The organism is Streptomyces sp. NPDC054047 (assembly GCF_055585065.1).
Window position 1 is genome coordinate 231,516 of the sequence record NZ_JBVJKV010000004.1, and the last position, 26,372, is coordinate 257,887.

Annotated in this window: 21 protein-coding genes; 11 read left to right on the plus strand and 10 right to left on the minus strand. The window is 69.3% G+C overall.

Annotated elements, in window-relative coordinates; all coding sequences use genetic code 11:
- Positions 1-136: 136 nt before the first annotated feature.
- A complete protein-coding gene (locus ACZ6ZP_RS17795) occupies positions 137-445 on the plus strand; it encodes a hypothetical protein (RefSeq protein ID WP_351166696.1) in 309 nt (102 codons plus the stop codon).
- A gap of 248 nt (positions 446-693) precedes the next feature.
- On the opposite strand, the gene ACZ6ZP_RS17800 is transcribed toward ACZ6ZP_RS17795, so the two are convergent.
- Positions 694-1,218: a hypothetical protein gene (locus ACZ6ZP_RS17800; protein ID WP_351166698.1), complete on the minus strand. Its 525-nt coding sequence runs from the start codon at positions 1,216-1,218 to the stop codon at positions 694-696.
- A 1,094-nt stretch (positions 1,219-2,312) separates the two neighbouring features.
- Here ACZ6ZP_RS17800 and ACZ6ZP_RS17805 point away from each other — a divergent pair.
- From ACZ6ZP_RS17805 to ACZ6ZP_RS17830, 6 genes are all read left to right on the plus strand, one after another.
- Positions 2,313-3,899 carry a SulP family inorganic anion transporter gene (locus ACZ6ZP_RS17805; protein ID WP_469407443.1) on the plus strand — a complete coding sequence of 529 codons (1,587 nt, stop codon included), beginning with the start codon at positions 2,313-2,315 and terminating at the stop codon, positions 3,897-3,899.
- A gap of 242 nt (positions 3,900-4,141) precedes the next feature.
- Positions 4,142-4,294: a hypothetical protein gene (locus ACZ6ZP_RS17810; protein ID WP_469407445.1), complete on the plus strand. Its 153-nt coding sequence runs from the start codon at positions 4,142-4,144 to the stop codon at positions 4,292-4,294.
- A 75-nt stretch (positions 4,295-4,369) separates the two neighbouring features.
- Complete coding sequence (locus ACZ6ZP_RS17815; protein ID WP_469407446.1) at positions 4,370-5,605, plus strand: hypothetical protein; 1,236 nt, start codon at positions 4,370-4,372, stop codon at positions 5,603-5,605.
- 110 nt (positions 5,606-5,715) lie between these two features.
- The gene (locus tag ACZ6ZP_RS17820) at positions 5,716-6,246 is read left to right on the plus strand and encodes a glycine-rich domain-containing protein (RefSeq protein ID WP_469407447.1); all 531 of its coding nucleotides are present in this window, start codon (positions 5,716-5,718) and stop codon (positions 6,244-6,246) included.
- Complete coding sequence (locus tag ACZ6ZP_RS17825) at positions 6,243-7,514, plus strand: MFS transporter (protein WP_469407448.1); 1,272 nt, start codon at positions 6,243-6,245, stop codon at positions 7,512-7,514. Before ACZ6ZP_RS17820 ends, ACZ6ZP_RS17825 begins: the two co-directional genes overlap by 4 nt.
- Before the next feature lie 58 nt (positions 7,515-7,572).
- Positions 7,573-9,216: a flavin-containing monooxygenase gene (locus ACZ6ZP_RS17830; protein ID WP_469407450.1), complete on the plus strand. Its 1,644-nt coding sequence runs from the start codon at positions 7,573-7,575 to the stop codon at positions 9,214-9,216.
- 105 nt (positions 9,217-9,321) lie between these two features.
- Here ACZ6ZP_RS17830 and ACZ6ZP_RS17835 read toward each other — a convergent pair whose 3' ends face one another.
- Together ACZ6ZP_RS17835 and ACZ6ZP_RS17840 are read right to left on the minus strand one after the other, a co-directional pair.
- A complete protein-coding gene (locus ACZ6ZP_RS17835; protein WP_469407451.1) occupies positions 9,322-10,146 on the minus strand; it encodes a S1 family peptidase in 825 nt (274 codons plus the stop codon).
- A 214-nt stretch (positions 10,147-10,360) separates the two neighbouring features.
- Positions 10,361-10,564, minus strand: coding sequence for a hypothetical protein (locus ACZ6ZP_RS17840; RefSeq protein WP_469407453.1), 204 nt, complete (start codon positions 10,562-10,564; stop codon positions 10,361-10,363).
- A 384-nt stretch (positions 10,565-10,948) separates the two neighbouring features.
- On the opposite strand from ACZ6ZP_RS17840, the gene ACZ6ZP_RS17845 reads away from it, so the two are divergent.
- Positions 10,949-12,121: a serine/threonine-protein kinase gene (locus tag ACZ6ZP_RS17845; RefSeq protein WP_366464300.1), complete on the plus strand. Its 1,173-nt coding sequence runs from the start codon at positions 10,949-10,951 to the stop codon at positions 12,119-12,121.
- 3 nt (positions 12,122-12,124) lie between these two features.
- Here ACZ6ZP_RS17845 and ACZ6ZP_RS17850 read toward each other — a convergent pair whose 3' ends face one another.
- The 5 genes from ACZ6ZP_RS17850 to ACZ6ZP_RS17870 all read right to left on the minus strand — a co-directional run bounded on the left by ACZ6ZP_RS17850 (position 12,125) and on the right by ACZ6ZP_RS17870 (position 19,673).
- Positions 12,125-13,351 carry a hypothetical protein gene (locus ACZ6ZP_RS17850; RefSeq protein WP_351166718.1) on the minus strand — a complete coding sequence of 409 codons (1,227 nt, stop codon included), beginning with the start codon at positions 13,349-13,351 and terminating at the stop codon, positions 12,125-12,127.
- A gap of 398 nt (positions 13,352-13,749) precedes the next feature.
- Positions 13,750-14,733, minus strand: coding sequence for a BtrH N-terminal domain-containing protein (locus tag ACZ6ZP_RS17855; protein ID WP_469407456.1), 984 nt, complete (start codon positions 14,731-14,733; stop codon positions 13,750-13,752).
- A 204-nt stretch (positions 14,734-14,937) separates the two neighbouring features.
- Positions 14,938-15,987, minus strand: a complete 1,050-nt coding sequence (locus tag ACZ6ZP_RS17860) for a zinc-binding dehydrogenase (protein ID WP_469407457.1) — start codon at positions 15,985-15,987, stop codon at positions 14,938-14,940.
- 303 nt (positions 15,988-16,290) lie between these two features.
- Positions 16,291-16,557, minus strand: coding sequence for a helix-turn-helix transcriptional regulator (locus ACZ6ZP_RS17865; protein ID WP_351166722.1), 267 nt, complete (start codon positions 16,555-16,557; stop codon positions 16,291-16,293).
- A 212-nt stretch (positions 16,558-16,769) separates the two neighbouring features.
- Complete coding sequence (locus ACZ6ZP_RS17870; protein ID WP_383824525.1) at positions 16,770-19,673, minus strand: glycoside hydrolase family 48 protein; 2,904 nt, start codon at positions 19,671-19,673, stop codon at positions 16,770-16,772.
- A 278-nt stretch (positions 19,674-19,951) separates the two neighbouring features.
- Here ACZ6ZP_RS17870 and ACZ6ZP_RS17875 point away from each other — a divergent pair, with 278 nt between their 5' ends.
- Complete coding sequence (locus ACZ6ZP_RS17875; protein ID WP_366465148.1) at positions 19,952-21,442, plus strand: cellulose binding domain-containing protein; 1,491 nt, start codon at positions 19,952-19,954, stop codon at positions 21,440-21,442.
- 124 nt (positions 21,443-21,566) lie between these two features.
- Positions 21,567-23,294 (plus strand): glycoside hydrolase family 6 protein, encoded by a 1,728-nt coding sequence (locus ACZ6ZP_RS17880; RefSeq protein ID WP_383824521.1) that lies wholly within the window; start codon positions 21,567-21,569, stop codon positions 23,292-23,294.
- A 773-nt stretch (positions 23,295-24,067) separates the two neighbouring features.
- Here the strand turns inward: ACZ6ZP_RS17880 and ACZ6ZP_RS17885 are convergent.
- Both ACZ6ZP_RS17885 and ACZ6ZP_RS17890 read right to left on the minus strand, forming a co-directional pair.
- Complete coding sequence (locus tag ACZ6ZP_RS17885; RefSeq protein WP_383824518.1) at positions 24,068-25,408, minus strand: hypothetical protein; 1,341 nt, start codon at positions 25,406-25,408, stop codon at positions 24,068-24,070.
- A gap of 26 nt (positions 25,409-25,434) precedes the next feature.
- On the minus strand, positions 25,435-25,884 hold the full coding sequence (locus ACZ6ZP_RS17890; protein ID WP_351166730.1) for a hypothetical protein: 450 nt from the start codon (positions 25,882-25,884) through the stop codon (positions 25,435-25,437).
- 66 nt (positions 25,885-25,950) lie between these two features.
- On the opposite strand from ACZ6ZP_RS17890, the gene ACZ6ZP_RS17895 reads away from it, so the two are divergent.
- On the plus strand, positions 25,951-26,208 hold the full coding sequence (locus ACZ6ZP_RS17895; RefSeq protein WP_469407462.1) for a hypothetical protein: 258 nt from the start codon (positions 25,951-25,953) through the stop codon (positions 26,206-26,208).
- Positions 26,209-26,372: the final 164 nt, after the last annotated feature.

Consider the following 26,372-nt stretch of genomic DNA (forward strand, 5'->3'; position numbering starts at 1 on the left):
TTGCCCCTCGGGTGCCTGGCCGATGAGTGAGGGGCGGCGAACGAGCGGGCGCGGCCAAGCGTTCTGGAGCCCGTGCCTCGGGTACGCGGTCGCCTGCCTGAAGGCCGAACAACCCCCACCCAGGAGGCAGAGCAAGATGACCGCAGCTTCGTCCGCCCGGTATCCGGAAGCGGAATCCGGCCAAGCCCGGGACACGCACACAGCACGCCAAACCCAATCCGAGACGAAACCCTCCTTCAAGACCTCGGAGATGTTCGTCTACGCCGCGTCGGTGATAGCGGTCCTCATCGCTTCGCTGGCGGTCGGTGACGGCTCCGACGGGGTGGATCGCTTCCCCGCCGACCAGGCATGGCTGTACGTCACCCTGTTGACGATCGGCTACCTGATCAGCCGTGGACTGGCCAAGAGCGGAAGCCGTGAGACAACAGACACCACACGGCGGTAGCGCGATACCCACGGCCCGCGCGGGATCCCCGCGCGGGCCTCCTGCGCGTCTCCCGTGCGTCACAAGCTGCCCTGTGGTCTCGCTGCTGTTTCACCCAGAGTTGGCGCTGCCCCCGCCCGTGGGGAGCCTGGGGAATCACGCGAACTTCTGGCTGGGGAAATCACGCGACCGGCCACAAGGAAATCGCTGGACCGCTTGAACCTAGCGATCGAGGGCGAGTTCGCGCCTTGAAGAGCGTTGGCACCAGCTCAGTGAGAGCGGCGGCGACGGTGATACGCGACCGTCAAGGCCAGCAACAGCGGGCCCCACAAGGTGAACAATCCGCTGACCGTCATCGCCAGCACGTCCCAGCCCGCGGCGTACGGGAAGCCGTCAGCGCCGCCAAGGCGAAAGGCCCCGAACACCCAGTGGACCAGCAGGGCGGAGAAGAAGAGGCCGCCTGCCGTCGCGGGGAGGATCACCGCGAAGGGCGGCACACGTCTGCCCCCCAGCTTGGGGACCCAGGTCGGCACAACTTCGCCCCACGAGCGAACCAAACCGAAGCTGAGCAGGGCGACCATCTCGGACAGAACGCTGAGTCCGACGACGTAGGGAATGTTCCACGGTGACGGAGACAGGACCTCCCCGCCCATGCCGTAGCCGAAGGCGATGGGCAGGCGCCACAGGCACACCGGCAGTGCGACCAGAGGCATGGCATGGGCTGCGGCAACAGCCCACCGGGGAACGGGCCGCTGTGTCGCTGTCGTGTCGAGGTGCACCGTGTGGGTTGTCATGCGTCCACTGTGGCTGGGCGACTCACGAGCCCGGATCCACTTCACGAACGATCCGCCTCCGCCCGAGGGGCGAGAAGTGGGGTCCAGAAGTCCGACCTCGTCGCTGCCATCGCCGACGTCATGGCCAGGTCTCACGGAACTGCTGGCAGAGCCAATCGCGTGAGCGTCCACAACTCCGCCCGCGCGGCGGGGGCTTTGCGCGTATCTATCCGGGCTGCTACTGCCGCGGCATGGGAACCGACTTCCGTCCCAGGAAGGGGGCAGTCGCCACCCCAGTCAGACGGCCTGCCGGCCCCGCGCCGTCTGTGGCTGGCTGACGCCCTGGGCCATGCGGCAATGGGCGACTGGGCCCCCGGCCTACCGTGCTCCAGGCGCAACCGGCAGGCTTCTTGATCTCTGCCGTCCGGTCTGCAAACCATCGCCAGCCGTTCTCGAGAGTGGTTATGAGCCCCTCGCTCTGCCTGTTGTGTGTTCACCAAATCGCAGGTCAGCGAATGTTATTGCCCACGTCTTGGCCGGAATGCAATCTTTCGCTTCTGAGTAATGTGATGGCAAAATGGGCGCCGCCGAGGACGTGCCGCGTACCGGAGTTCGCTTGATCCGTCTTTCCGCAGTGCTGCTCCTCTCCGACCCGACCTGACCCGACCACACCGTGCCGGCGCCCGACGCTGCTCCGGCGCAGGAGGCAGGCCATCATGAAGTCACCGCTCGTCCCCACGCGACGGCGGACACGACCGGGGCCGTACTTGGCCTTGTCGCCGCGCACGACGGAAGACCGCAGGATCGCCACCGCGCCTGCGAGCACCCTGGCACCGGCCAACCGGCTCCAGGCCCACGGCGCTTCGGGCGGCGCACCGAGATCCTCACCGGCTTCCGGCCCATGCCGCACAGTCCTGCAGCCCGGTCCGCGCATGTCGTCCGGGCGTACCGGACCTGCCTGAGCGCCCCAGTTCCGTACCGCTGCAAGCCGCGCCTTGTCCTCGGCCGGGCAGGGCTGCCCGGCCATGCCGCGCCGTGCCCCGGAGGTGCTCCCTACGTAGCAGTGGCCCCCCGTACTGGCCCGTTCCTTCACGCCGACAAAGGAACCCCCACTCATGGCTTCGACTCGCTCCTACCTGCGTGACACCTTCGGTGAGTTACGCAGGCCGGATGTCCTGCGCCTGGACGTGCTCGCCTCGCTCGTCGTGTTCCTTGTGGCGCTGCCGCTGTGCGTCGGGGTGGCCGTGGCGTCCGGTGTTCCGGCCGAACTCGGCCTGGTCACGGGCATCGTCGGCGGGCTGGTCGTGGGTTTCTTGCCCGGCAGTGCCCTCCAGGTCAGCGGCCCTGCGGCCGGACTGACCGTGCTCGTCTTCGAGGCGGTGCAGGCGTTCGGCCTCGGGATGCTCGGCGTGATCGTGCTCCTCACGGGCGTGCTCCAGATCGCGCTCGGCCTGTTGCGCTGCGGACGCTGGTTCCGCGCGATCTCCGTCTCCGTCGTCCAGGGCATGCTGGCCGGCATCGGGCTCGTTCTGATCTTCGGGCAGCTGTACACGATGGCCGGTCTGCAGCAGCCTCGCTCCGGCCTCGACAAGGTTCTCAACGCGCCCCGCCTGGTCGTTGACGCGCTGCGGGACAGCGGTGCGCTGGCCTCAGCCGCCGTGGGCCTGGGCACCGTCGCCGTGCTCGTGCTGTGGCCCAGGCTGCCCGCGCGGGCGCGGCTGGTGCCCGCGCCGCTGGTGGCCGTCGCGCTCGCCACCGGCACGGTCGCCGCGTTCCGGCTGGACGTGGCGAACGTGACGGTGCGGGGGCTGTTGGGCACCCTTCAGGCTCCAGGCCTGGACGATGTGGCCGCGCTGGGCGCGGTGGCCGTCATCGGGACCGTCATCGCCTTCACCCTCATTGCCTCCGCCGAGTCCCTCTTCAGCGCGGCGGCCGTGGACCGGATGCACGACGGACCCCGTACCCACTACGACAAGGAGTTGGTGGCCCAGGGCGTCGGCAACAGTGTGTGCGGGCTGCTCGGCGCACTGCCCATGACGGCGGTGATCGTACGCAGTTCCGCCAACGTGCAGGCGGGTGCACGCACGGCACTCTCGCGCATCTTGCACGGTGCCTGGCTGCTGCTGTTCACGGCGCTGCTGCCCGTGGCGCTCGGCGTCATCCCCCTCGCGGCCCTGGCGGGCGTCCTCGTGCACGCGGGCTGCAAGCTCATTCCGGTCGAAGAGATCCGCCGGCTCGTGCGCCTGGACCGCGGCGAAGCGGTGATCCTGAGCGCCACCGCCGTGGCGATCGTGGTGGCCAACCTGTTCGAAGGTGTCCTGCTGGGCCTGGCGATGGCGATGGGCAAGTCGGCGTGGGACACCTCGCACGTCCAGGTCGACGTACGCGAACTGACCGGCGGGCGGCTGGTGGTGGCGCTGACGGGGTACGCCACCTTCCTGCGGTTGCCGCGCATTCTCGAGACGCTGGAGGCGCTGCCGAAGGACCGTCCGATCGAGCTGGACCTCACGGGTTTGCACCACCTCGACCACGCCTGCCGGTCCACGCTGGAGAGTTGGTCGGTCCGGCACAACGACGCCGGGACCGAGCCCGTCCGCCTGACCTCCGGGCCGGGCGGGAGTGTGGGTGCCGATCCGGCGGCAGGAGCCGTGGAGTCAGGCCACGTCCATCTGGCAGAACCACCCGATGGGGGGCGTGACTGATCTCAGGAGCGCCGCACTACGGAGTGCGAAATTGCAGGTGACGGGCCCGACGGGAGTTCGTTCGCGACGGGATGCTTCGCCCTGCCCATGGTGGGCCGAGCGGTACGAGTAGCCATTTCGAGCCACTCGACTTGACTATCCCTTGACAGTTGATTGACTTGATCTTTACCTTCGATCTGCGGTCGATGAAGATCCATTTCGTTGCCCGTTCCGCATATCCCCGGCACTCGAGGAGGTCCGTCATGGACAAGCTCATCAAGCAGATGACCCAGGACACCAACTGGTCGAAATGGGTGGCCGCCAACTCGGCGCAGGGCGCCAAGGACGGCTGCATCAGCGCCACCCCGAAGAACGGCTGCATCAGCGTCGCCGGCAAGAGCGGCTGTATCTCCTGACCCATGCCTTGCTCACGCCGGGGCCGCCGCCCCTTCTCGGCGGCGGCCCCGGCCCGCCACCCCCTCGGAGAACACATGAGCCCGCTGCCGAGCCCGCACGTCGTCGACCGGGTCCGGGACATCCCTGTCTATCGCGAGTCCGTCGCCCGGGGAGACTTCCCGATCCTGGAGAAGACCGAGATCGCCCGTGGCTTCCCCGACAACTGGATGACGCCCGGCCTCGCCGCGGCGCTGGAGTCGGGCGAGGCGGAGTACGTCCTGTCGACCGGCACCAACCACGCCAGGATGCAGCTGATCAGGCCGCCGTACTTCCTGCTCCGCTCCTACTACCGGCTGTGGAGCGAACACCCCGACCTGCGCGCCACCTGGGAGGCAGGCGCCAAGCGCATCTCCCTGACCACCGTGCTCGCCACCGAGCACGTCGCCCGCGTCAACGCCAAGAAGCCGGGCGCCACCCCGGGAGAGCGCTGGCTCGACGACCGCACGCTCTACCTCAACAACACCCTCGACCCGGCCGAGTGGGACCGCGCGGAGGTCCGCCGCATGCTCGCCGAAATTCGCGCGATCAGCGACGCCCACCCCACCGGCACCTATCACCTGGACTGCTCGGGCTACCACCTCGCCCACCTCGTACAGAAGGTGGAAGCCTGGGGGCTGTGGGACGAGTTCCCGCAACCGGGCAGCATCGTCCACGCCTACGAGTACACCCCGCTGAACGTACGCGCCCTGCTGCACCGGCACTTCGACTGCCCCGTCGTGGACCTCTTCGGCAGCACCGAACTGGGCTATCTCTACTCCAGCGACCCCCAGACCGGCCGTTACCGGCCGCACCTGGAGGACATGAGCGTCGAGCTCATCCCCGTCGCCCCCGGCAGCGGCATCCACTGCCTCATCGTCACCAGCCTGCGCAACCCCTTCATGCCGCTCGTGCGCTACCGCTCCGGCGACTGCGTGCGCACCTCCGACGGCTCCGCCGACCCCGGGCGCATCACCGCCTTCTGCGGCCGGGAGAAGGAACTGCTCGATGCACCGGGCGGACCCGTCGCCCAGGCCGACCTCGACGCCCGCGTCCACGATGCGTCCGATCGCGTCTTCCTCGCCCAACTGCGCCTGTCCGCACCAGACGACGGCGCCGACGACGCCACCCTGCGCTACTCGACCTTCGACGGCACACCGCTCGATACGGCGCACACCGGACATCTCGAAGAGGCCGTCGGGGAACTCACCGGCCGCCCCTGCACCCTGGAACACCGCACCGACCTGCCGATCGGCCGCTCCGGCAAGTACGTCTGGCTGGCGCGTCCCTCCTGACCGGCGCCGCGCACACCGCGCCGCGTACGCCCACCTCCAGGCCGGCGGGCTCTTCTTCGGCCCTCCTTCGCTGACCACCGTCGCCCCACGCCCGAACAGGACTCCGCCCCGTGACCACATCAGCAATTCCGGCCCCCACCGCCGAAGACCTCCTGGGCAGCGCGCTGCACGGGGAGGCCGTCGACTACTTCACCGCGAAGACGGAGCATCACCGCACCCATGTCGAGCACCAGGTGCGCGAGTGTCTGCGCTACCTGTACCTGGTCTCCAGCCATCCCGAGCGGCTCGGCGGACTGTTCCTGCCGGTGGAGCAGGAGATCGACGAGATCTGGCACTTCCTCATCCTGCAGACCCGCGAGTACCGGGAACTGTGCGAACAGCGCCTGCCCGGCGGGCACTTCATCCACCACCGCAGCATCGCCTACACCGACTACCAGGGCGGCGGCGACCGGGCCGACGAGGGACGCCAGGTCGCGGCGGAAGAAGCCCTGCGCTGGATTCCCCTCTACACCGCCGCGTTCGGCCCCTTCGACCAGGACGCGCTCCCGCACTGGACCATCGTCCGCTTCCTGCACGAGGAGATGGGCATGAGCCTGGCCGAGATCTCCGCCCTGGAACCCTCCGACGGAACCACCGCATGACCTCGGCGGCCCGCACCCCGCCGTTCGCCGCACCCGAGGTGCAACGCCGCATCCTGACCGTGCTCGTCGCCTCGCAGGCCCTGGGCGGCGCCGGAATGGCGGCGGGCATCACCGTCGGCGCGCTGCTGGCACAGGACCTCCTGGGCTCCACCGGCCTCGCCGGACTGCCCGTGGCCCTGTTCACCGCGGGAGGAGCCCTCGGCGCCCTGCTCATCGGCCGGATCTCCGAGCGGTGGGGACGCCGCCCCGGGCTCGCCCTGGGGCACGCGGCCGCCGCCCTGGGCAGCATCGGCGTGATCGCCGCCGCCTGGGCCCGCACCGTACCGCTGCTCCTGCTCGCCCTCTTCGTTTACGGCGCCGGCACGGTCACCGGCCTGCTCGCCCGGTACGCCGGAACCGACCTCGCGCCGCCCGAGAAGCGCGGCCGCGCCACCGGCACCGTGCTCCTGGCCACCACGCTCGGCGCGGTGGCCGGGCCCGCCCTGGTCGGCCCCACCCAAACCCTGGCCCACTCTCTCGGCCTGCCCCGCCTCACCGGCCCCTTCCTGCTGGCCGCGGTCGCCTACACGGCCGCCGCCCTCGTCGTCGCCCGCTGGCTGCGCCCCGATCCCCTCCTGCTCGCCCGCAGACACCATCAGGATGCCGTTGGGCCGCAGGTGGGCGGGCAGCGCGTGGGCCGCATCGGCACCGGGGTCGTCACCGGAGCAGCCGTGATGATCAGCGGGCAGCTCGTGATGATCGCCATCATGACGATGACCCCGGTGCACCTCACCCACCACGGACACAGCACACAGACGGCCGGGATCGTGATCGGCCTGCACGTGGGCGCCATGTTCCTGCCCTCGCCCCTGACCGGTCTGCTGGTGGACCGGATCGGAAGCCTGCCGGTGGCCGCGTCCTCCGGAGGCGTACTGCTCATCGCGGGACTCCTGGCCGCCCTCGCGCCGCCCACCGGAGCCGTCGGAACCGCCCTGCTGGGCACCGCCCTCGTGCTGCTCGGCATCGGATGGAACATGGCGCTGGTCAGCGGCACCGCGATGGTCACCGAGGCCGCGCCCGCCGAGGCACGCGCCTCCACGCAGGGTCTCGTCGACGTGGGAATGTCTCTCGCCGGAGCCACCGGCGGCATGGTCTCCGGCCTTGTCGTGGCAGGCGGCGGCTACCCGCTGCTGGCCGCCTGCGGCGGCGTGCTCGCGCTCGCCGTGATCCCCCTCACGGCCCTCGCCGCCCGCCCCCGGCACACCGCCCCACGCCCGACCGCGAGTTGACGCACCTCCGCAGCCGCGTGCGTCGGCCCCGCCCCCAGCGATCCGTCAGGAGAACGGCATGCCCAGCGTCCCCCCGTCCTCGTCATCGCCCACTGTCCCGCAGCTCGACGCCGTCGTGGTGGGGGCGGGCTTCTCGGGCCTGTACCAGCTCTACCGCCTGCGCGAACTGGGCCTGACGGTCCGCGTCCTGGAGGCGTGCGACGACATCGGCGGTACGTGGCACCGCAACCGCTATCCCGGCGCGCGCTGCGACATCGAGAGCACGTCCTACTCCTACTCCTTCTCGCCCGAGCTGGACCAGGAGTGGGAGTGGAGCGAGCGGTACGCCACGCAGCCAGAACTCCTGCGCTACCTCCACCACGTCGCGGACCGCTTCGGACTGCGGGAGCACATCACGCTGCGCACCCGCGTGACGCGTGCGGTGTACGACGAGGACAACCACCTCTGGCAGGTCACCACCGACACGGGGGAGAAGCTCACCACCCGGTTCGTCATCCTGGCAACCGGCTGCATGTCGGCCGTCAAGGAGCCGGACATCCCCGGCGCCGCCGCCTTCGAGGGCCGGGCCCTGCACACCGCCGACTGGCCCCACGAGGGCGTCGACCTCACCGGCCGGCGCATCGCGGTGATCGGCACCGGCTGCTCCGGCGTCCAGGCCATCCCGCTCCTCGCCGAGCAGGCCGCCGCCCTCACCGTCTTCCAGCGCACCCCGGTCTACGCGCTCCCCGCCCACAACCGTCCGCTGTCCGCCGAGGAGAACGCCGAACTGAAGGCACGTTACCCGCAGTTCCGCACCGCCCAGCGGCAGTCCAGGGGCGGCACCGTCTTCGCCCCACCCACCCGGTCCGCTCTGGAGGCCGACGACGCCGAGCGCACCGCCACCTACGCGGAGGCCTGGGAGTCCGGCCTGCTCAGCGGACTGCTGCGGACGTACAACGACATCCTCGTCGACGCGGACGCCAACGAGACCGTCGCCGAGTTCGTCCGCTCCAAGATCCGCTCGATCGTCACCGATCCCGAAACGGCCGAGACGCTGTCACCGCGCGGCCTGCCCTACGGCACCAAACGCCCCTGCCTGGACACCGGCTACTACGCCACGTACAACAAGCCGCATGTCAGCCTCGTGGACCTCGCCAAGACCCCGATCGTGGAGATCACACCGAGCGGCATCAGAACCGCGCAGCGGGACCACACCGTCGACGTGATCGTCTTCGCCACCGGCTTCGATGCCATGACCGGATCACAGGTGGCCATCGACATCGTCGGCAAGGGCGGCACGACACTCCAGGACAAGTGGGCCGATGGCCCGCGCAACCATTTGGGTCTCCTGTCGGCCGGCTTCCCCAACCTCTTCACCGTGATCGGCCCGCTGAGTCCGTCCGTGCTCAGCAACGCGGTGGTGGCCATCGAGCAGCATGTGGAGTGGATCACGGACTGCATCGCGCACCTGCGGGAGGGCGGCCTGACCGAGATCGACGCCACCGCTGACGCCGAGCAGGAGTGGTGCGCGCACGTCGCCGACCTCGCCGATCTGACGCTCTACCCAGCCGTCGCCTCCTGGTACACAGGGGCGAACGTACCGGGCAAGCCCCGGGTGTTCCTGGCTTACACCGGCGGCCTGGACCGCTACCGGAAACAGTGCGACGCCGCCGCCCTGGACGGATACCGCGGTTTCACCCTGAGCCCACTGGCAGGCGTCTGACGGTGTCGTCCCAGGGCGGGCGTTGAGCAGGGACCATCCCCGCACCCGCGGGGATGGTCCCGGTTCTGATGGTGTAGGCGCCGATGTTCGCGGGAATGTCCGGGTTCAGTGGTGGTGGTTTGTCGTTTTGTGGATCCAGTTCGCGTAGGCGGGTGCGCTGGTGTAGAGCCCCGGGCCCTGACTGCAGCGCACGCCGGGGGCGCCGGGGCCCGAGGTGACGCCGATGAGTTCCCAGCGCCCGTTGGGGCTCTTCTGCAGTTGGGGGCCGCCCGAGTCGCCGTTGCAGGCCATGGCGTGGGGTACCTGGCTGATGGTGCACAGGCGGGTGCTGTCGGCGTAGCCGGGTGCGCACTGGGAAGGCGCGCCTCTGCGGGTGTCGAGTTCCTGGAGGCGGTCGGGGAAGACCCAGCCGGTGGGGTCGGGTGTGTCGTCGGTGGTGCCGAAGCCCAGGATCCGGGTGGGGGTGCCGGGCCGCCCCGGCTTGCCGGCGAGGGGGATGGGTTTCTCGGCGACCGGGCGGTTCAGGCGGATCAGAGCGAGGTCGTTGCGGTTGGGGCCGGCGTTCTCGCCGTTGCGGTAGCCAGGATGGGACACCGTTTTCGCGATGGACCGGACCGTGCCCCCGGACGTCCTGCGTTCACTGCCGATCCGGACGGTGCCGTCCAGGGTGACCAGTGCCGGATCCACGCAGTGGGCAGCGGTGAGCACCCACTGCGCATCGATCAGCGAACCTCCGCAGACCCCCTTGAACGTGGGGTCGTCCGCTCCAGTCACCGGGATCGACACCATGGCGGGGTAACGCTGCGTGGAATCCTTCCCGTTGACGATGGCTTCGGCACTGGGGGCCATCATGGCGGCGCAGGCCGCTGCGGCCAGGGCCACCGCGGCGGTACGGGCCGCTGTGCGGCGCGAGGAATTCGAGCTGAACACGGGTTCTCCGATCAAGGGGCAGGTGCGACGTGCTCAGCCTCCGCGATCAAGAGGAGCGGAACCATCCGGTCAGCTGGTCTGTGCCCGGTGCGGTCAGCGGGCCTGTACGGGGTAGGGAGAACCCCAGCCCGTACGGGGTGGGGAGACCCGCTGGCACCCGCTGGCCCGCCTCCCGGGCGACACGTGGCACCGCGGCCCGGCAGGCACCGAATCATCAATCCTCCGAGCGGACTCCGGTGGGCCAGACGGTGAGTTGATCTCCTGTGTGCGTGACGGTGCGGCCCGCAAGGAACTCCTGGAGTGCCGCGATCTCGTCGCCCTCGAAGTATCCGGTCGCGGTGATCACACCGGTGAGGTGAAGCGTGACCTTCGCGGTCCCCGGCGGCCAGATCAGGATCACTTCTCCGTCACGGGTCACCTGCCGTGCCGGTGCTGAGGCGCGTACGCGTTGCAGGTCGGCGTCGTCGAAGGGGCCCTCTAATCGGATGAGACCTGCGCGGCGGGTGAGCCTGCGCGTACGGGCGGGCCACTGTCCCTCACGGGCGGATTGCTGGGCATCATCCGTACCGCGAGATGGATTGCGAACGGGAATGTCACTGTGTCGTCTGAGCATGCGTGACTCCAGATCCTGTCAATTCAAGGGTGGTTGGCCGACTCCGTGAGGCGCACTGGAAGCGTATGTATTTACGTCAGCAAACTCAAGTGGTTGGGTGGGGGTCGGGTACAGGATTCAGCCGGGTTGCATCCCGGGTGGTGCGCCGCGTATGACCGAGCAACGGCCGTAGGGGAGTTGGGGGAGAGGATGACTGGGAGCCCACTGTTCGCGGGGCGGTATGTGCTGGTCGATGAACTCGGACGGGGCGCCTTCGGGCTCGTCTATCGCGCCTGGGACATCCGTGAACAGCGGTACGTCGCGGCCAAGATGCTGCAGCAGTCCCGGGCCCACAATCTGCTCCGGTTCGTCCGCGAGGGCGCCCGGCGCATCGAGCACCCCCACGTCGTGACGCCGTCCGGCTGGGCCGCAGCCGACGACAGGGTTTTGATCGTCATGGACCTCGTGGATGGCGGCACGCTGGCGAGTCTGGTCGGTGACTATGGGCCGCTGCCGCCCCGCTATGTACTCACGCTCGTCGACCAGGTGCTCGCCGGACTCGAAGCCGTCCACGCGCAGCGGATCGTGCACCGGGACATCAAACCGGGCAACCTCCTGCTGGAGGCCACCGGGTGGAAGGAACCGCGGGTGCGCATCGGCGACTTCGGTCTCGCGCACCAGGTCGGCGACATCCGCATCACCCAGGCCCACCAGGTCATCGGCACCCCGGGCTATATTGCCCCCGAAAGCTACGACGGTGCCGAGCCGGACCCGCGGTTCGACCTCTTCGCCGTGGGTGTGGTCGCCCTCCAGCTGCTCCTGGGAGAACACCTGGATGCCCCCGCCCTCGCGGAGGCCTTCGAAGACGGCGGCACGCCACCTGCCGCCCCCGAGCAGGTTCCTGATCCGTGGTGGCAGGTGCTTGCCCGGCTGCTGCACCCAGATCCGCGGCTGCGCCTCGCCAGCGCGACCCGGGCCCGCAAGGCCCTCGCCGCGATCGCACCGCGGCTGCCTGAGCCGGACAGCGACAGCGCGATCGAGGTATTCGACCAACTCCCGCCCCTGCCCAACGGCTTCGGCCCCACCGGCCCGATCATTACCGAGCCGGCGCCGCCCTCCGCCGCGACGCCGCAGCCGACCTCCCACACCATGCACCTACGCCGACGCGCACCCGTGCCGATCGCCTCGCGGCCTGAGTCCGTGACCGCCCCGCCACACCCGCCGACTGCCGCAGTCACTCCACCGCCACGGCCGCTGCCCCCGCCCCTCGCATCCGACGCGAGCGAAGCGCTCCGCCCCGCCGGCGTGCCATCCGGGACGGGCATACTCACCGTGCTCGGCCTGCTCCTGATCGGTTTGGGCATCTGGGCCTGGCTGGCCTGAACGCTACGCCGTCCGGCGCCGCGCGCGCAGCACGCGGCCGGCAGAGACGGCCAGGAGCAGCGCACCAGCGGTGAACGAGCCGGTCGCCAGCATCATCCTCCCGCCCCCGTCGGCAGTCTCGGTTGCCGCGGGGCGTCCAGTCGTCGGCGCGGGAGGCTGCCCGCCCGGGACCTCGAAGACGCCCGGGTCGCCGGCGTAAACGGGTCGTTTGCGGGCCGAGCCCTCGATGTCCAGGTGCACCGTCAGTCGCAGCGGCTTCCTGCCCCACGTGGGGGCGAGTTCAGGGGAGGCGGTCACCTGCACGAAGTACCAGCCGGGAAACCGCATCGCTGCCGTTTTGCGTTCTCGGTCGCTCCTGTTCTCGTACGCCACGGGCGGCAGCGCGTCCAGGCCGGCGGTGGCCGGCTGGCCGTGGTAGCTCGTCGAGGTGCCTTCCACCTTCATCCGTGCCGGGTTGTACACCGTGACCGACAATCCGTTCGCCACGTACGGCCCCTTCTTCTGCCCGGCGAGCTCTGCGTCAGCCGTCAGCCGCTGCCCCCAGTCGACCGGAACCCGGTAGAACCGGGACTGCCCAGGGGTGATCTCACCGGTCACCGCGCCCTCGCGCACCCGTGCCGCGACCGCGAATCCTGCCCCGCCCTCCACTGGGGTCGGGCTGCCGTCCGGCGCGGAGGGACGGGGGCTGCGCGCAGCGGGGCCGTCGCCTCGCGACTTCTTCAGCGGAGGCTCGGCGTCGACACGCAGATCAAGCCCCCACGGGGCAGCTCCGGCGCGCTGACGGTAGCGGGAGACGGCCACGAAATACGGGCCGGCCCGCTGACACTTGGCCTCCGCCGCGCCCTTGGTCGGCGCGATCATGCGGCTCGCGGAGGCGGCGAGCGGCTGCGCGGATCCAATCGCGAACCCCGCGCCCTGACGGTCGCAGCGGTTGCCGTCAGCGTCGACGAGCGTGACCTGCAGCGAGTTTGTCGGCGTGCGCTCGGTCCCCGGACCGGGGATGCCCACCACCGACACGTACGTGTGTGACTTCGCATCGAGCGCGACGCGGAAGTAGACCGGTTCGCTGCCCGAGAGCGTGCTGCGATACGGCGTCCCTGTGGCTAGCTCGGGGGCGCTGAGCAAGCTGGAACTACCGCGGACGGTCTGCGCGTCGGGATCATAGCCGTAGGAGTCTGACCCCGGGGCCGCGTTCGCCGGCGGAACCATTGACGCGCCGGCAAGGACCACGAGGCCCAGGACACCCCGTAACCAGACCCTGTTCCGTGCCCCCACCAAGCCCCTCCCGAACACTGCGCCACAGCGTGCCCTGCTCTGCCGCGCGCCTTCAACTCACGGGCAGCGGCGCCTCGTTCACATGACCGATATCCTGCCGTCTGCGGCGCTGGACTGTCTGGCCAACTGGGTGGCTGGTTGCGAACTGGCCGGAGGAACGGGTGCCGTACAGGAGACCGGCCGGCACCCGAAGGCACCGCACCCGCGCCGCGACAGGGCGACGCCTCACCGCTCCCGTGCCGCGTATGCCGCAGGGCCGAGCCCTCGCCGAGCACAGCTGCAGCCCGTCGACGCGGATGCGGATGCTGCGCGAGTTCGGCCAACACGTCCGTGGTGGGGGTGCGTTGCAGCGTCTAGAGCATGCTGAGCGCCTGCATGGCCTCGCCTTCGATGCGGGAGAGTTCGTGCAGGAGTGAACCGGCCTGCACGAGGTGCGTCGTCTCTCCGGAGTCGCCTGCCGTTGCGACGAGTGCGGCCACCTGCGACCAGAGGCCGGCGGCCTCTTCGTACAGGCTGTGGCCGGTGCGCAGGTGCTTGCTGTCGATCAACTGGGCGCACTTGGCGAGGAAGTCGCGGTAGAGGTTGCGGAACAGGGCGCCGCCGGTGCCGGCCCTCTCCATGAGGACGGCCGCCCGCGGCAGGTCCTCCCGCGGATTGTCGCTGCGCTGGAGCCACCTCGGGACGAGCTGGGCGGCCTTCTCGATGCCCCGGTAGCCCAGGTTGGCGATGGGCGGGTGGAGGAAGGCGTCGGCGCAGGTCTTGATCGCGGGGACGATCCGGTCCGGGAGCGGCGGCAGGCTGCCGGGCGCCGTGATGGTGAAGGAGCGGTGCCTGGCGGTCATGGGGCCGCGCTCGGCCCTGGCCCGGGCCAGGGCTTCGAGGCTGGTCGTCACGGCCCCGCCCTGCGGGGCGGTGTCCACCAGGTAGGCGCTCTGGTCGTCGTAGCCGTACATGGCGACGACGTGTCCGCCGAAGTGCACCTTGGTGGTGAAGTAATCCAGGTGGTAGCTGTCGAGCTGAAGGCCGACCGGCCGGCCGGCGTCGAGGGGGGCCGTTACGTTCTGCCATGCCTTGCGCGGCGAGGTGGTCTCCGCGACCACCAGCTCGAGCCCCAGTACGTTGGCCAGATTCCGGGTCAGCTCGAACGGCTTGACCCGGCCTCCCAGGAAGGGAAAGCCCATCGCTTTGGTGTCCCAGTAGATGAAGGACAGCCCGGAGCCGAGGCCGAACAGCAGGGGCTCGGACATGTCGAGTCCCTCACGGCGCAGCAGCACGCCCAGGGCCGTCGTCTCACAGTGCTGCATGCCGCGGGCATCGACGTCTTTCACCATGCTCATGCTGCTCATTGTTCCTCTTGTACTGGACGGCAATGCCGCGGACGGGCATACGCGACGCCGCACCGGGCCGACCCACCTGCCGAGAGCGAACTGCTTCTCAAGCGCCCGGACTTCGCCACGCTGTGGGAACGCTAGGACGTCGGTGGGGCTTGAGCCTGGCCAGTTTCCGCTGGTAGCTGCTCCCGTGACCCGCCGGACGGAGACTCAGGGGTGCATGACGATCTTGCCCACGTGCCCCCTGCGGGCGAGTTCTTCCTGCGCCTGAGCGGCCTGTTCCAGGGGGAAGGTCGCGGCGATGACTGGTTGCACCTCGCCCCGACGGGCCAGGTCCATGAGGAGACCGAAGTGGGTGGGCGTGTGCATCGCGGACCCGATGACCTGGGCGTTGTGCAGGTAGAGGCGACGCACATCGAAGGTCACGTCGTATCCGCCGAGTGCGCCGGCGATCACCCACCGGCCGCCTTCGCGCAGCAGCGGCAGCCCCTCGCTGACCAGCTCGCCGGCCACGACGTCGAGGGCGACGTCGATGCCCTCCGGGGCGGCGGCGCGGAGCTGCCCGGCGATGTCCCCCGCGCGGTCGATGACCTCGTGCGCGCCTGCCGCGCGCACCGCATCGATCTTGGCTCTGCTGCTGATGGCGACCACCCGGGCGCCGCGCGCACGGGCGATGTGCACCAGCGCGATACCGACGCCGCCGGAGGCTCCCGAGACCAGGGCGGTCTCGCCCCTCCCGAGCCGGCCTCGTTCGATCATGCCCAGCGCCGTGCCGTAGGCGGTCGGCAGCGTCGCGAGCTGGTCGTCGGTGAGAGGTGATTCCGTCACGTCGTGGACGCGCTCGGCCGACGCTGTCACGTACTGGGCATACCCGCCGTCACGTTCGCTGCCCATCAGGCCCACCGGGTTGGCGTCCGGCCCTTCGCTGTCGTAGATCGCGGGGTCGACAACCACGCGGCGTCCGACCAGCCTTCCCTCCACTCCGGCCCCGACGGCCACGACCTGGCCGGCCACGTCGGCGCCCTGGATGCGGGGGAAGTCGATCGGGCCGCGCCAGCCCGATGTCGCCTTCGGGTCTCCCGGCAGGCCGTAGGCGCCCTCCCGGGTCCACAGGTCGGTGTTGTTCAGTGCCACCGCGGCGACCTGCACGAGCACCTCGCCGGCTTGAGGGGCGGGGACGGGGACATCCGTCAGCTCAAGAACCTCCGTCCCTCCGTGCCCCGTGATTCGCACCGCACGCATGAACTGGGGCGTACTCATTGCTTGAACCTCCCACGGGTATACCGATCGGTTTACATCTTCCACCGTACACCGATCGGTATAGGGGCTCCGTAGTGCCGACCTGCACGAGGCGAAGCTGACCCGGCTCGATGCCGTACTCCGCCCCATGGTGATCCACCTCGGCCCGCCGTGTTCGGTGGGATCGCCGGGCGGTCCAGCTCCCTGTGATCGTCTCTCTCGGCGGCGGGGAATCCTGGCCGAGCCCCGCGAGGGGACTGGTCGTCCTCGGCGCGCCGGACGTCGCGCCGCACGACGCGCCGCCGCCGGTCCTGGCTGCTCGGCCTACTCGGCGACAGCGCCGGAGTCCGGCGGAAGTTCGAGATCCGTCGTCTCGCGCGACCGGGTCGCGATGCTGCCCGGCGCCCAGCCGAGAACTTCCTCGAAACGGCGGGCCGCGAAGGGAAGGGGCAGGGCTCCGCGATCACTCTCGTGAAGCCTGATGGTCGCACGACTCAACCGCGTGCGGTGCGCAAGCTCCCGTTCGGAGATCCCCTCGGCCTCCCGGAACTCGATGAGAGCTTTCGCCAGCTCCTCGGATTCATCGCTCATGGCCACAGCATTGCGCATCACGAACGCTCCATCGGCATCCGGTGATCCGACCCCATGAGCCGGAGTGAGCCGGATGGCCGGTAGGGCGGAGAGGGGCGTCCGCAACCGCGCCGGCACAGCGGTCGGTGCGGATCTGATCGCTGAGGGCCGGGCGGACCCCGGGGAGGGGGCCCGCCCGGCCCGGTGTGCGCGGAGCTGCCGTCAGCGGGGCGCTATTCGAGCAGCTCCGCGTACGAACCCATGGCGAGCGCGATGTCCGCCTGGGCCCAGAACCGGTGGTAGGTGAACGTCGGCGCCGCGCCGCCCGCCAAGTAGGCCTCGATCTTCGACCAGTTGGGGTCGTCCTGGTAGAAGGAGCGCAGCGAGGAGAAGGTGGCCGCGGAGTCGATCTTGTCTCCGTTGGGCATGGTGCCCGTCCAGCCGCTCGGCACGTAGACCGGGTCGTCGAAGCGGCTGTAGTCGGCCCGGGTCTCGGGCACGGCGATGCCCAGCGCGTCCTGGTGGTGCTCCCACATGCCGTCGAGCAGCGCTTTGGCCACCGTCTTGGCCTGTGTGTCACCGGACTTGTCGGCGTAGTACGTCAGGGTCTTGGCGTAGGCCGCGGCCACACCGACGTCGTTCGTGTAGTCGGCGACCGTGACGTGCAGGCCCGTGTTGGCTCCGGGGTTCGAGGCGTTCCAGGTGTCGGGCTTGCCCGACCACTGGAGCGTCGAGGGGATGCGGAACGTGCCGTCGGGGTTGACGGTCGTCTTGGACAGGGCCCAGTCGACCCACTTGTCCAGGACCGTCTTGGCGTCGGCGTCGCCCGTCTGCTGGTAGTACTCGGCCACGCGCTCCATCGACCACGCCTGGAAGCCGAACCACTGGTTCGACGGCGGGTCGTGGTAGACCGGCGCCTCCTCGTAGTGCATGCCGTAGAACGTCGGCGTGCCGGACGGCGGGGTGCCGTAGCTGCCGCCCCAGCTGTTGGTCGCGCCGCCGGCGATGGCGCCCTCGTCCGACTGCAGCCAGCGGTAGAACTCCAGCTGCCGGTCGAGCGATTTGGCCCAGTCCGCCTGTCCCGTGGCCGACTTGGGCTTCAGGTCGGCCGCCGAGGAGAGTGCGTAGGCGGCGAGCGGGTTCTGGTATCCGCCGTGCGTGTGGCTGGAGCCGATGCGCCAGGACCAGCCCGCCGAGGTGTCGGTGGCGCCGCCCCAGGCGTAGTACCAGGACATCAGGTAGTGCGAGGCGTCCTTGCCGGTGCCGGCCGGGCAGCTGGTCGGCCCGGTGCAGTTGCCGACCTTCTTGAAGTACTTGTCGTACATCGAGTAGCGCAGGTAGTCGCCCATCTTGGCGGCCTTGCTGAGGGTCGCCGAGACGTCGGAGCCCTTGCCCTGCTGCTTGGCCCACTCGTTCGCCCAGTAGGCGGCCTGCACCGCACGGGCGTCGGCGTCCGGGGCGTTGGTGAACTTCCACTGCTTGGCGTAGGAGGAGTCGCCGGTGAACAGGTCCAGATAGCCGTTCTTGCCGCCGTACTTGAAGGCGTCGCACGTGGGCTGCGGCACCGTCTCCCACACCGACTCCTGCGCGCCGCGCTGGAAGGTGTTGATGTAGGAGGGGCCGGTGGCAGTCGGGCCCGCCTCGCACTTGCCGGGTTCGTTGCCGTAGCCGTAGACGTTGTCGACGTCCTGCAGCCAGTGCATGCCGTAGATGTCGTCCGTGCCGTAGGCGCTCTTGAGCTCCCCGGCGATGGGGTCGTTGCCCACGGAGACCGAGGGGTCGAGCTTGGCCGGGTACTGGGAGGGCAGGTCGTGCTCGGGTGCGTACGTCGCGGGCTTGGAGGCGTTGTAGGAGGAGTTCGTCGGCTGGTCCGCGTGGGTGGGGATCATGTACTTCTCCATGATTTCCCACGCCCCGTTGAACTTCGACCAGTCGCCGCTGACCTTGCCGTACATCGCCTGCAGCCACAGGAGGTAGCTGTAGGCCTCCGAGGTCGTCTCGTGGCCGTGGTCCGGCGCCTCGACGATCAGCGTCTCGACGGAGTGGTAGGGCACGCCTTCCGGCGAGAAGTAGCCGTTCGCCGGGTTGGTGATCTTCCCGTAGAGGTCGAGGAAGCGGGCGTCGTACGTCTTGGACGCGGCGAGCTGGGTGACGGTGACCGCGGCTTTGGTGTGGCCCGGGGCCGTCACGGAGAAGGTGGCCGCGCCCGTGCCGGAGGCGTCGGCCGCGATGGTCACCTTCTGCGCCGTGTTCCAGTTCGAGGGGGTGAAGGTAAGGCTCGCGCCGGAGGAGACGGACAGGCCCGTGTTGCCGCTGGTGCGGGCCGTGGAGACGGTGACGTTCGACGCGGGCTGTGTGGACAGCTTCACGTCGAAGGTGCCGGACTTGCCCTGCTGGATGCCGAGTTGGGACGGGGTGGCGACCAGGGCGGGGCCCGCCGCGACCGTGATGCCGACGGGGGTCGACTCGCCGGATGCGCCCTGGCTGTCGTAGGCCTTCGCGTACAAGGAGTGCGTCCCGGTCGTCAGGCTGTCCGCGTTGAGTGCGTACGGCGCGGTGGTGTCCGTGCCGAGCAGGGTGGTGTCGTCGTAGAACTCGACCTTGTCGATGCCGGCTCCGTCGGCCGCCGCGGCGGTGGCGGCGAGCGGGACGGCGTCGCCGGCCGAGTAGACCGCGCCGGCCTTCGGGCTGGTGAGTACCGTGATCGGCGGCTGATGGGCGCCCGCGCATGTAGAGCCGTTGACGGCGAAATCGGTGGGCGCTGAATTCGCGCCGCTGTAGGTGAATTGCGCGCCTGTCGTGGCGGCGGCACCGGGTGCGATCTTCGCGTTGTACGCGAGGCTTTTCGCGGTGATCGATTTTCCGGACTGTGACCAGGCCGCATTCCAGCCGTTGGCCAGTTTCTGGTTGCCGCTGTAGCTGTAGGTCAGAGACCAGCCGTCGATCGCCGCGCTGCCGCGGTTGGTGATGGTCAGATCGGCGGTGAAGCCGGAGCCCCAGTCGTTGGTCTTGTAGTCGACGCTGCACTCAACTGCTGCTGCATCGGCGGGAGTTGGCAGCGCGGTCAGAGTGGCGAGCGGTAGTGCCAGGGTGGCCGCGACAGCGGTCCACAGCCGCCGGGCCCGTCTGTGTGGCATGGCCCTGGTTCCTCCTTGCGTGTCGGAGAGCGAGGGGCGGGGTTGTGATGTGGCGTCACAACCTGTGAACCAGTGGGAGCGCTCCCAAGGATGGGGACGGGGGAATTGAGGGTCAAGAGGCTTGAAGAGTCGAATTAATTCGACAAGGGCAATTCGGAACTCCTCTGTTGCTTGACGGCAGTTCCTTCTCTACAGTCCACCAGCAACCAGTGGGAGCGGTTCCACCAGTCGACGCGCCGGCCATGTGCCGGTCGCGCCCGAGCTGCAAGGAGTCGCTCATGCGCCACCCCCCGCGTCATGCGTTACGAGCAACCCTGCTCGCGTGCGCCGTCTCGGCGGCCACGCTCGTCCCCCTGACCGGCGCCGCGTCCGCGGCCGCCCCCGCCTGCACGGTGGAGTACTCCGTCACCGGACAGTGGGACAGCGGCTTCCAGGCCGCCGTGAAGGTCACCAACAACGGTGCGGCCAAGGACGGCTGGAGCCTGTCCTTCGCCTTCGCCGACGGACAGAAGGTCACGCAGGGCTGGTCCGCCAAGTGGTCCCAGTCCGGCACGGCCGTGACCGCGGCCAACGAGTCCTGGAACGGTGCGCTTGCCTCCGGCGCAAGCGTCTCCGCCGGGTTCATCGGATCGCGGTCGGGCGCCAACACCGCGCCCACGGCCTTCAAGCTCAACGGCACGACCTGCAACACCGATGTCACCGACCCGACCGACCCTACGGACCCCACCGATCCGACGGATCCGGGCGGGGAGGGCAAGGCCCCGGAGCTGAAGGTCTCCGGGAACAAGCTCGTCGACGCCTCCGGCGCCACCCGCCGGATCCTGGGCGTGAACCGCTCCGGCGCCGAGTTCATGTGCGTACAGGGCCACGGGATCTTCGACGGTCCCGTCGACGACGCCTCCGTCGCGGCCATCGCCGACTGGAAGGCCAACGCCGTCCGCATCCCGCTCAACGAGGAGTGCTGGCTGGGCCTGGACAACATCAAGCCCGAATACGCCGGCGCCCACTACCAAAGCGCCATCAAGGAGCTGGTCACCAAGGTCAAGGCCCACGGCATGACGCCGATCCTGGAGATGCACTGGTCCTACGGCCAGTACACCGGGAACTCGGCCGGCTGCAGCGACATCCACGCCACCTGCCAGAAACCGATGCCCGACGCCCGCTACGCACCCGGCTTCTGGTCCTCGGTCGCAGGCGCCTACAAGGACGATCCCACGGTCGTCTTCGATCTGTTCAACGAGCCCTATCCGGACCGCGCGACCTCGAACCTCGCCGACGCGTGGGCCTGCTGGAAGGACGGCGGCACCTGCCCCGGCATCGGCTACGAAGTCGCCGGCATGCAGGACCTGGTCGACTCCGTCCGTTCCACGGGCGCCCGGAACGTGATCCTGGCGGGCGGCCTGGCCTACTCCAACGATCTGGGCCAGTGGCTTGCCCACCGGCCCGTGGACCCGACCGGCAATCTCGCCGCGGCCTGGCACGTCTACAACTTCAACACCTGCTCCACCGAGAGCTGCTGGGACTCCACGCTCGCGCCTGTCGCGGCCCAAGTGCCGCTGGTCGCCGGGGAGATCGGCGAGAACACCTGCTCGCACGGGTTCATCGACCGCGTCATGAAGTGGTTCGACGACCGCAAGCTGTCCTACCTCGGCTGGACCTGGAACACCTGGGACTGCTCCTCCGGTCCGTCCCTCATCAGCTCCTACGACGGCACACCGACCGCGTTCGGAGCCGGCCTGCGCGATCACCTGCGCGCGGTGAACGGATGACCGCCCCGCACCGCACGGCCGCTCTTTCACCTACGACCACCCCTTCACGTACGACCACCCCTGTACGTGCGACCACCTCTGCACGTACGACCCTCCTCATCTCAGGAAAGGGACACCGCAACCCATGAGCCGTTTCAGATCGAGAGCCGGCACTGCCGTGCTCACCGCCCTCGCCCTCACCGGCGCCGCCTGTGTCGGCACCGCCGCCGCGATGCCCGACGACGCCGGTGCCGCGGCCGCCGCCTGCACCGTCGACTACAAGGTGCAAAACCAGTGGGACAGCGGCTTCACCACCGCCGTCACCGTCACCAACAACGGCGCCGCGGTGAACAGCTGGAACCTCACCTGGTCCTACGCGGGCAACCAGAAGGTCACCAACGGCTGGAACGCGGACCTCTCCCAGTCCGGCGCCGCCGTCACCGCCAAGAACGCCTCCTACAACGGCACGCTCGCCACCGGGGCCTCCGCCTCGTTCGGTTTCAACGCCTCCTACAGCGGCAGCAACGCGCTGCCCGCCACCTTCAAGCTCAACGGCGTCACTTGCAACGGGGACACCGACCCCACCGACCCGACCGATCCCACGGACCCGACCGAACCCGGTGACCGCGTGGACAATCCCTACGCCGGCGCCAAGGTGTACGTGAACCCGGAGTGGTCCGCCAAAGCCAAGGCCGAGACCGGCGGCTCCCGCATCGCCAATCAGCCCACCGGTGTCTGGCTCGACCGCATCGCCGCCATCAACGGCGTGGGCGACGGCATGGGACTGCGTGACCACCTCGACGCGGCCCTGGCCCAGAAGGGCAGCGGCGAACAAGTCGTCCAGCTCGTCGTCTACGACCTGCCGGGCCGCGACTGCTCCGCCCTGGCCTCCAACGGTGAACTCGGCCCGACGGAGATCGACAAGTACAAGACGGACTTCATCGACCCGATCGCCGCGATCCTCGCCGACCCCAAGTACGCGGCCCTGCGCATCGTCACCACGATCGAGATCGACTCGCTGCCCAACCTCGTCACCAACGTCTCCGGCCGCCCCACGGCCACGCCCAACTGCGACGTGATGAAGGCCAACGGCAACTACCAGAAGGGCGTGGGCTACGCCCTCGACAAGCTCGGCGACATCAAGAACGTCTACAACTACATCGACGCGGGCCACCACGGCTGGCTGGGCTGGGACGACAACTTCGGCCCCTCCGCCGAACTGTTCAAGACGACCGCCTCCGGCAACGGAGCGAAGCTGTCCGACGTCCACGGCTTCATCGTGAACACGGCCAACTACAGCGCACTCAAGGAGAACAACTTCGCCATCGGTGACACCGTCGCGGGCAAGTCGGTGCGCGAGTCCAAGTGGGTGGACTGGAACCGCTACACCGACGAGCTGTCCTACGCGCAGGCCATGCGGACCAAGTTGGTCTCGCTCGGCTTCGACCAGAACCTCGGCATGCTGATCGACACCTCCCGCAACGGATGGGGCGGCACGGCCCGGCCCACCGGACCCGGCGCCACCACCGACGTCAACACCTACGTGGACGGCGGGCGCTACGACCGCCGCATCCACCTGGGCAACTGGTGCAACCAGTCCGGCGCCGGCCTCGGTGAGCGGCCGCAGGCCAACCCCGCCACCGGCATCGACGCCTATGTGTGGATGAAGCCGCCGGGGGAGTCCGACGGTTCGAGCACCGCCATCGACAACGACGAGGGCAAGGGCTTCGACCGCATGTGCGACCCGACGTACACGGGTAACCCCCGCAACAACAACAACATGTCCGGGGCGCTGCCCAACGCGCCGCTCTCCGGCCACTGGTTCTCCGCCCAGTTCCAGGAGCTCATGAAGAACGCCTACCCCGCGCTGTAGGCACCCGGCACTCCGCCGGGGCCCGGGAGCTTACGCCACCGGGCCCCGGCGGACAGCCGTCCTCACTCTCGATGCGCGCGAACGCTCAAACTGCGCCGCCAGCACGCACACGATGACGGCGAGGCCGGGTCGCGGTAGCGATCGAACACCGCGTTCGGCCTCGTCGGCGGGGGCCGCTCGGCAGGTCCATGCTGCTGATCGGGGGCGCTGCGGCACTGTGGCCACCGCGGGGTGGGACGAGGGTCATTCGCCGTGAGGCGACCGCCCTCCGCCTGCCACGCTCTACGTCCCTGGCTGGTCTCTTGCGCCCAGCTGCGGCTTCTTGTGGATCTACGGGACGTCGGCTGTCCTCGTGGCCAAGCCGTTGTGTCCCAGAGCGCGGAAGGCCCAGCCAGCTCCCCGCCAGGTTGTGGCTGGCGGACGACGGGATGGTCCACAAGTCGTTGTCCACCCGGTGCAGCAAGAGGAGGTTCCCTCCTCCATCGCGTACGAAAACCGACGCGGACGTCTTCCGGCTAGTTGGCTTGGGCGCTTTCGGGTCCCTCCAGTAATCAATCCTGCGGGTTGCTCTGCTCATGATGCCCCACCCTCCGTGCCGCAAGGCCGTATCGGTCCCGATCCCATACTCACTCGAAGAATTCGACACACGCGTTGAAGAACGCGCCGTCTTGCCGCCGAAGATGCAGCGTCGGGGGCGGTGAGTAACCCGTAGACGTGCACGTTGACGAGCGTGTCGGTGCTGTCCGAGGCGAGCGCCCGACCTGCACCGACAGTCAGCTACCGAGAACATCCATGAGGTGATCGTCGAGGGCGGCGACGAAGTCCTCACGCCGCCAGGGCCGCAGCTCGTTGCGGGCGCGCCACAGCCTGAGCGCAGACACCCGGCCCCCGGTCGTGCTCGCTGCCGTCACACACTCGTGCAGCAGATCTGCCGCGGCGCGCGGATCATCCATCCGGATCCGGGCCAGTGCCTGGTCCGTTGTGACGATGGCTCGCTGAACGTGCTCCCGTGGGGCGGCGAGCGCGTTGGCGGAGTCGGTGAACTGCTCGTGCGCGATGCTCGGATCACCGACGTACAGCTGACACACTCCCTCGAAGCCGCGCAGGTGCCCGGGCGAAAACGAGGCGGGCGCCGGGTCCTCCGTGTGGTCGGCGTCGACGTCGTACCAGGCCAGCCCCAGCGCGGCCTGAGCCTGGCGCTCGAACCCGGCGCGCGCCGCGAGCTCTGCCTGGAGAGCGTGGGCGCGTGAGCGCACCAGGTGGGAATCGCCGGACCGTGCCGCGCGGACGGCGCGGTCGACCAGGCGCCGGGCATCGTCGAGGCCTTGCACCGAGTACAGAGTGACCAGGGCGTGGCTCATGTGGACGACCGCCCGCCGCCATGGCTGCCCGAGACGCTCGGCCTGGTCTGTAGCCTCCGCGTACAGAGCGCGGGAAGCGGCATCGTCTCGGGTCTCGAAAGCCAGCCGTCCGGCGAGCGCCGAAGCTGCGACGGCGACTTCGCGTAACGCGGGCATGACCGGAGCCGGAACGGGTTCGAGCAGCAGCTGACGGCATGCCTCGACAGCAGGGGACAGGATCAGCTGCAGCCGCACGAAGGGGAGCGAGCCCACCTGTGCGTTCACGTCTGAGACCACCGATGCGAGCCCGGCCACGGTCGCCTCGTCGGTGCGTGAAGGATCGGCGAGCGCAGTGCTCAGCGTGGCCTGCAGGCCAGGGGAGAGGAAGGCGAGCATCCCACCGCCGGAGTCGGTCGCGGCGCGCACCATCAGGCTGCGCAGCTCGGCGATGCGCCGTTCACTCTCCCCGAAGTCGGCGAGGACCTGGAGGAACTCGGCGAAGTCGGAACCTGTGCCGAGGGCCACTTCACCGGTGGGGGTGCGGGCGTAGAGGTGGGCGAGGAGGAACTGGTAGCGCTCGTCCGGCAGGACGGGCGTTCGGCTTTCCCAGCGGGCGACGGACCGCTGCACGCTGGCCACAGTGGGGAACGCGCTGCGGGGCTGCTGAAGTTCTGCGGCGATGCTGAGCAGGGCGCGTGCTGCTCCGGACAGGGACAGGCCGCGCCTGTGACGAAGCGTCCTCAGCGCTGCCGCCCCCGCGGCCCGGCCATCCATGCTCCCCATGGTGGCGCAAAACCGTGCTACACGGGCACAATGAGCCGGGGTTTCCCCTTATCTGCTGAGTAGTTGAGGGTCTGCCACGTTCCGCTGCTCGGCTCGCTGTGATGCGGGAATCCGATCGTCATCTGAGCGTGGTCGACCATCCACCGGTTCCGTGCGTGATACGCGGCTGACGTGAGCTCAACGGCCCGGAGCTCGACGACTTCCTTGATGCGGTCACGGCACCGGACGATCGCCTGTCGCGCCTCGGCCGGCTGCTGGTCGATCGTGCCCGGCGTCACCACAGTGATCTGCGCGTCGGAGTTCCCGGCCAGCCACAGCAGGGAGAGCGAGTCGATTCCCTTGGCGCCGCCGATGTAGAAGTGTGCGTTGGCGCCGAAGGGGGCTAGGTACTCGCCGAACAGGGCTGCGTACTCATCGAGGCTCCGATGGCCGGTGCTCCGGGTCCCTGTGATCGCGATGGTGCGCATCAACATCAACTCCGTGTCATAGGTTGTCATCTCCCGAGCCATCGCAGGCATTGAGATCGTCGCCGTATGGACACCGAAGCCCTCTTACGGCTTGCTACTCACCTGGAAGGCCGTGGCCTGCGGGTGACCGTTAATGAGGCGGAAAGGCGCCTCCATGTGACGAACCCCCTGAACGACATGCTCACCGAAGAGATTGTCGCGACCGGGGACCGCTACGTCACCAGCTTCGGCTACGAGATCGGCGAGCACGGCCACGAACGCGCCTGCGCCGAACGCCTCGCGCAGCTACTCGCCGTCGGCCCTGCAACCTACACCGCGCCATGAACGCCCCCAGTGCGGTGTACGGCGCCTTCACGCCCGTGGCGATGGAGAGAACCAGGCCCCCTTCAGCTGCTCAAGCACGAGCAGTGCTGCGGCAACTGCGAGCGCCGTACCCCTGCGCCCAGCGAGAGACGCGTGAACATCTGGGGATGCGGCCTATCTGATCG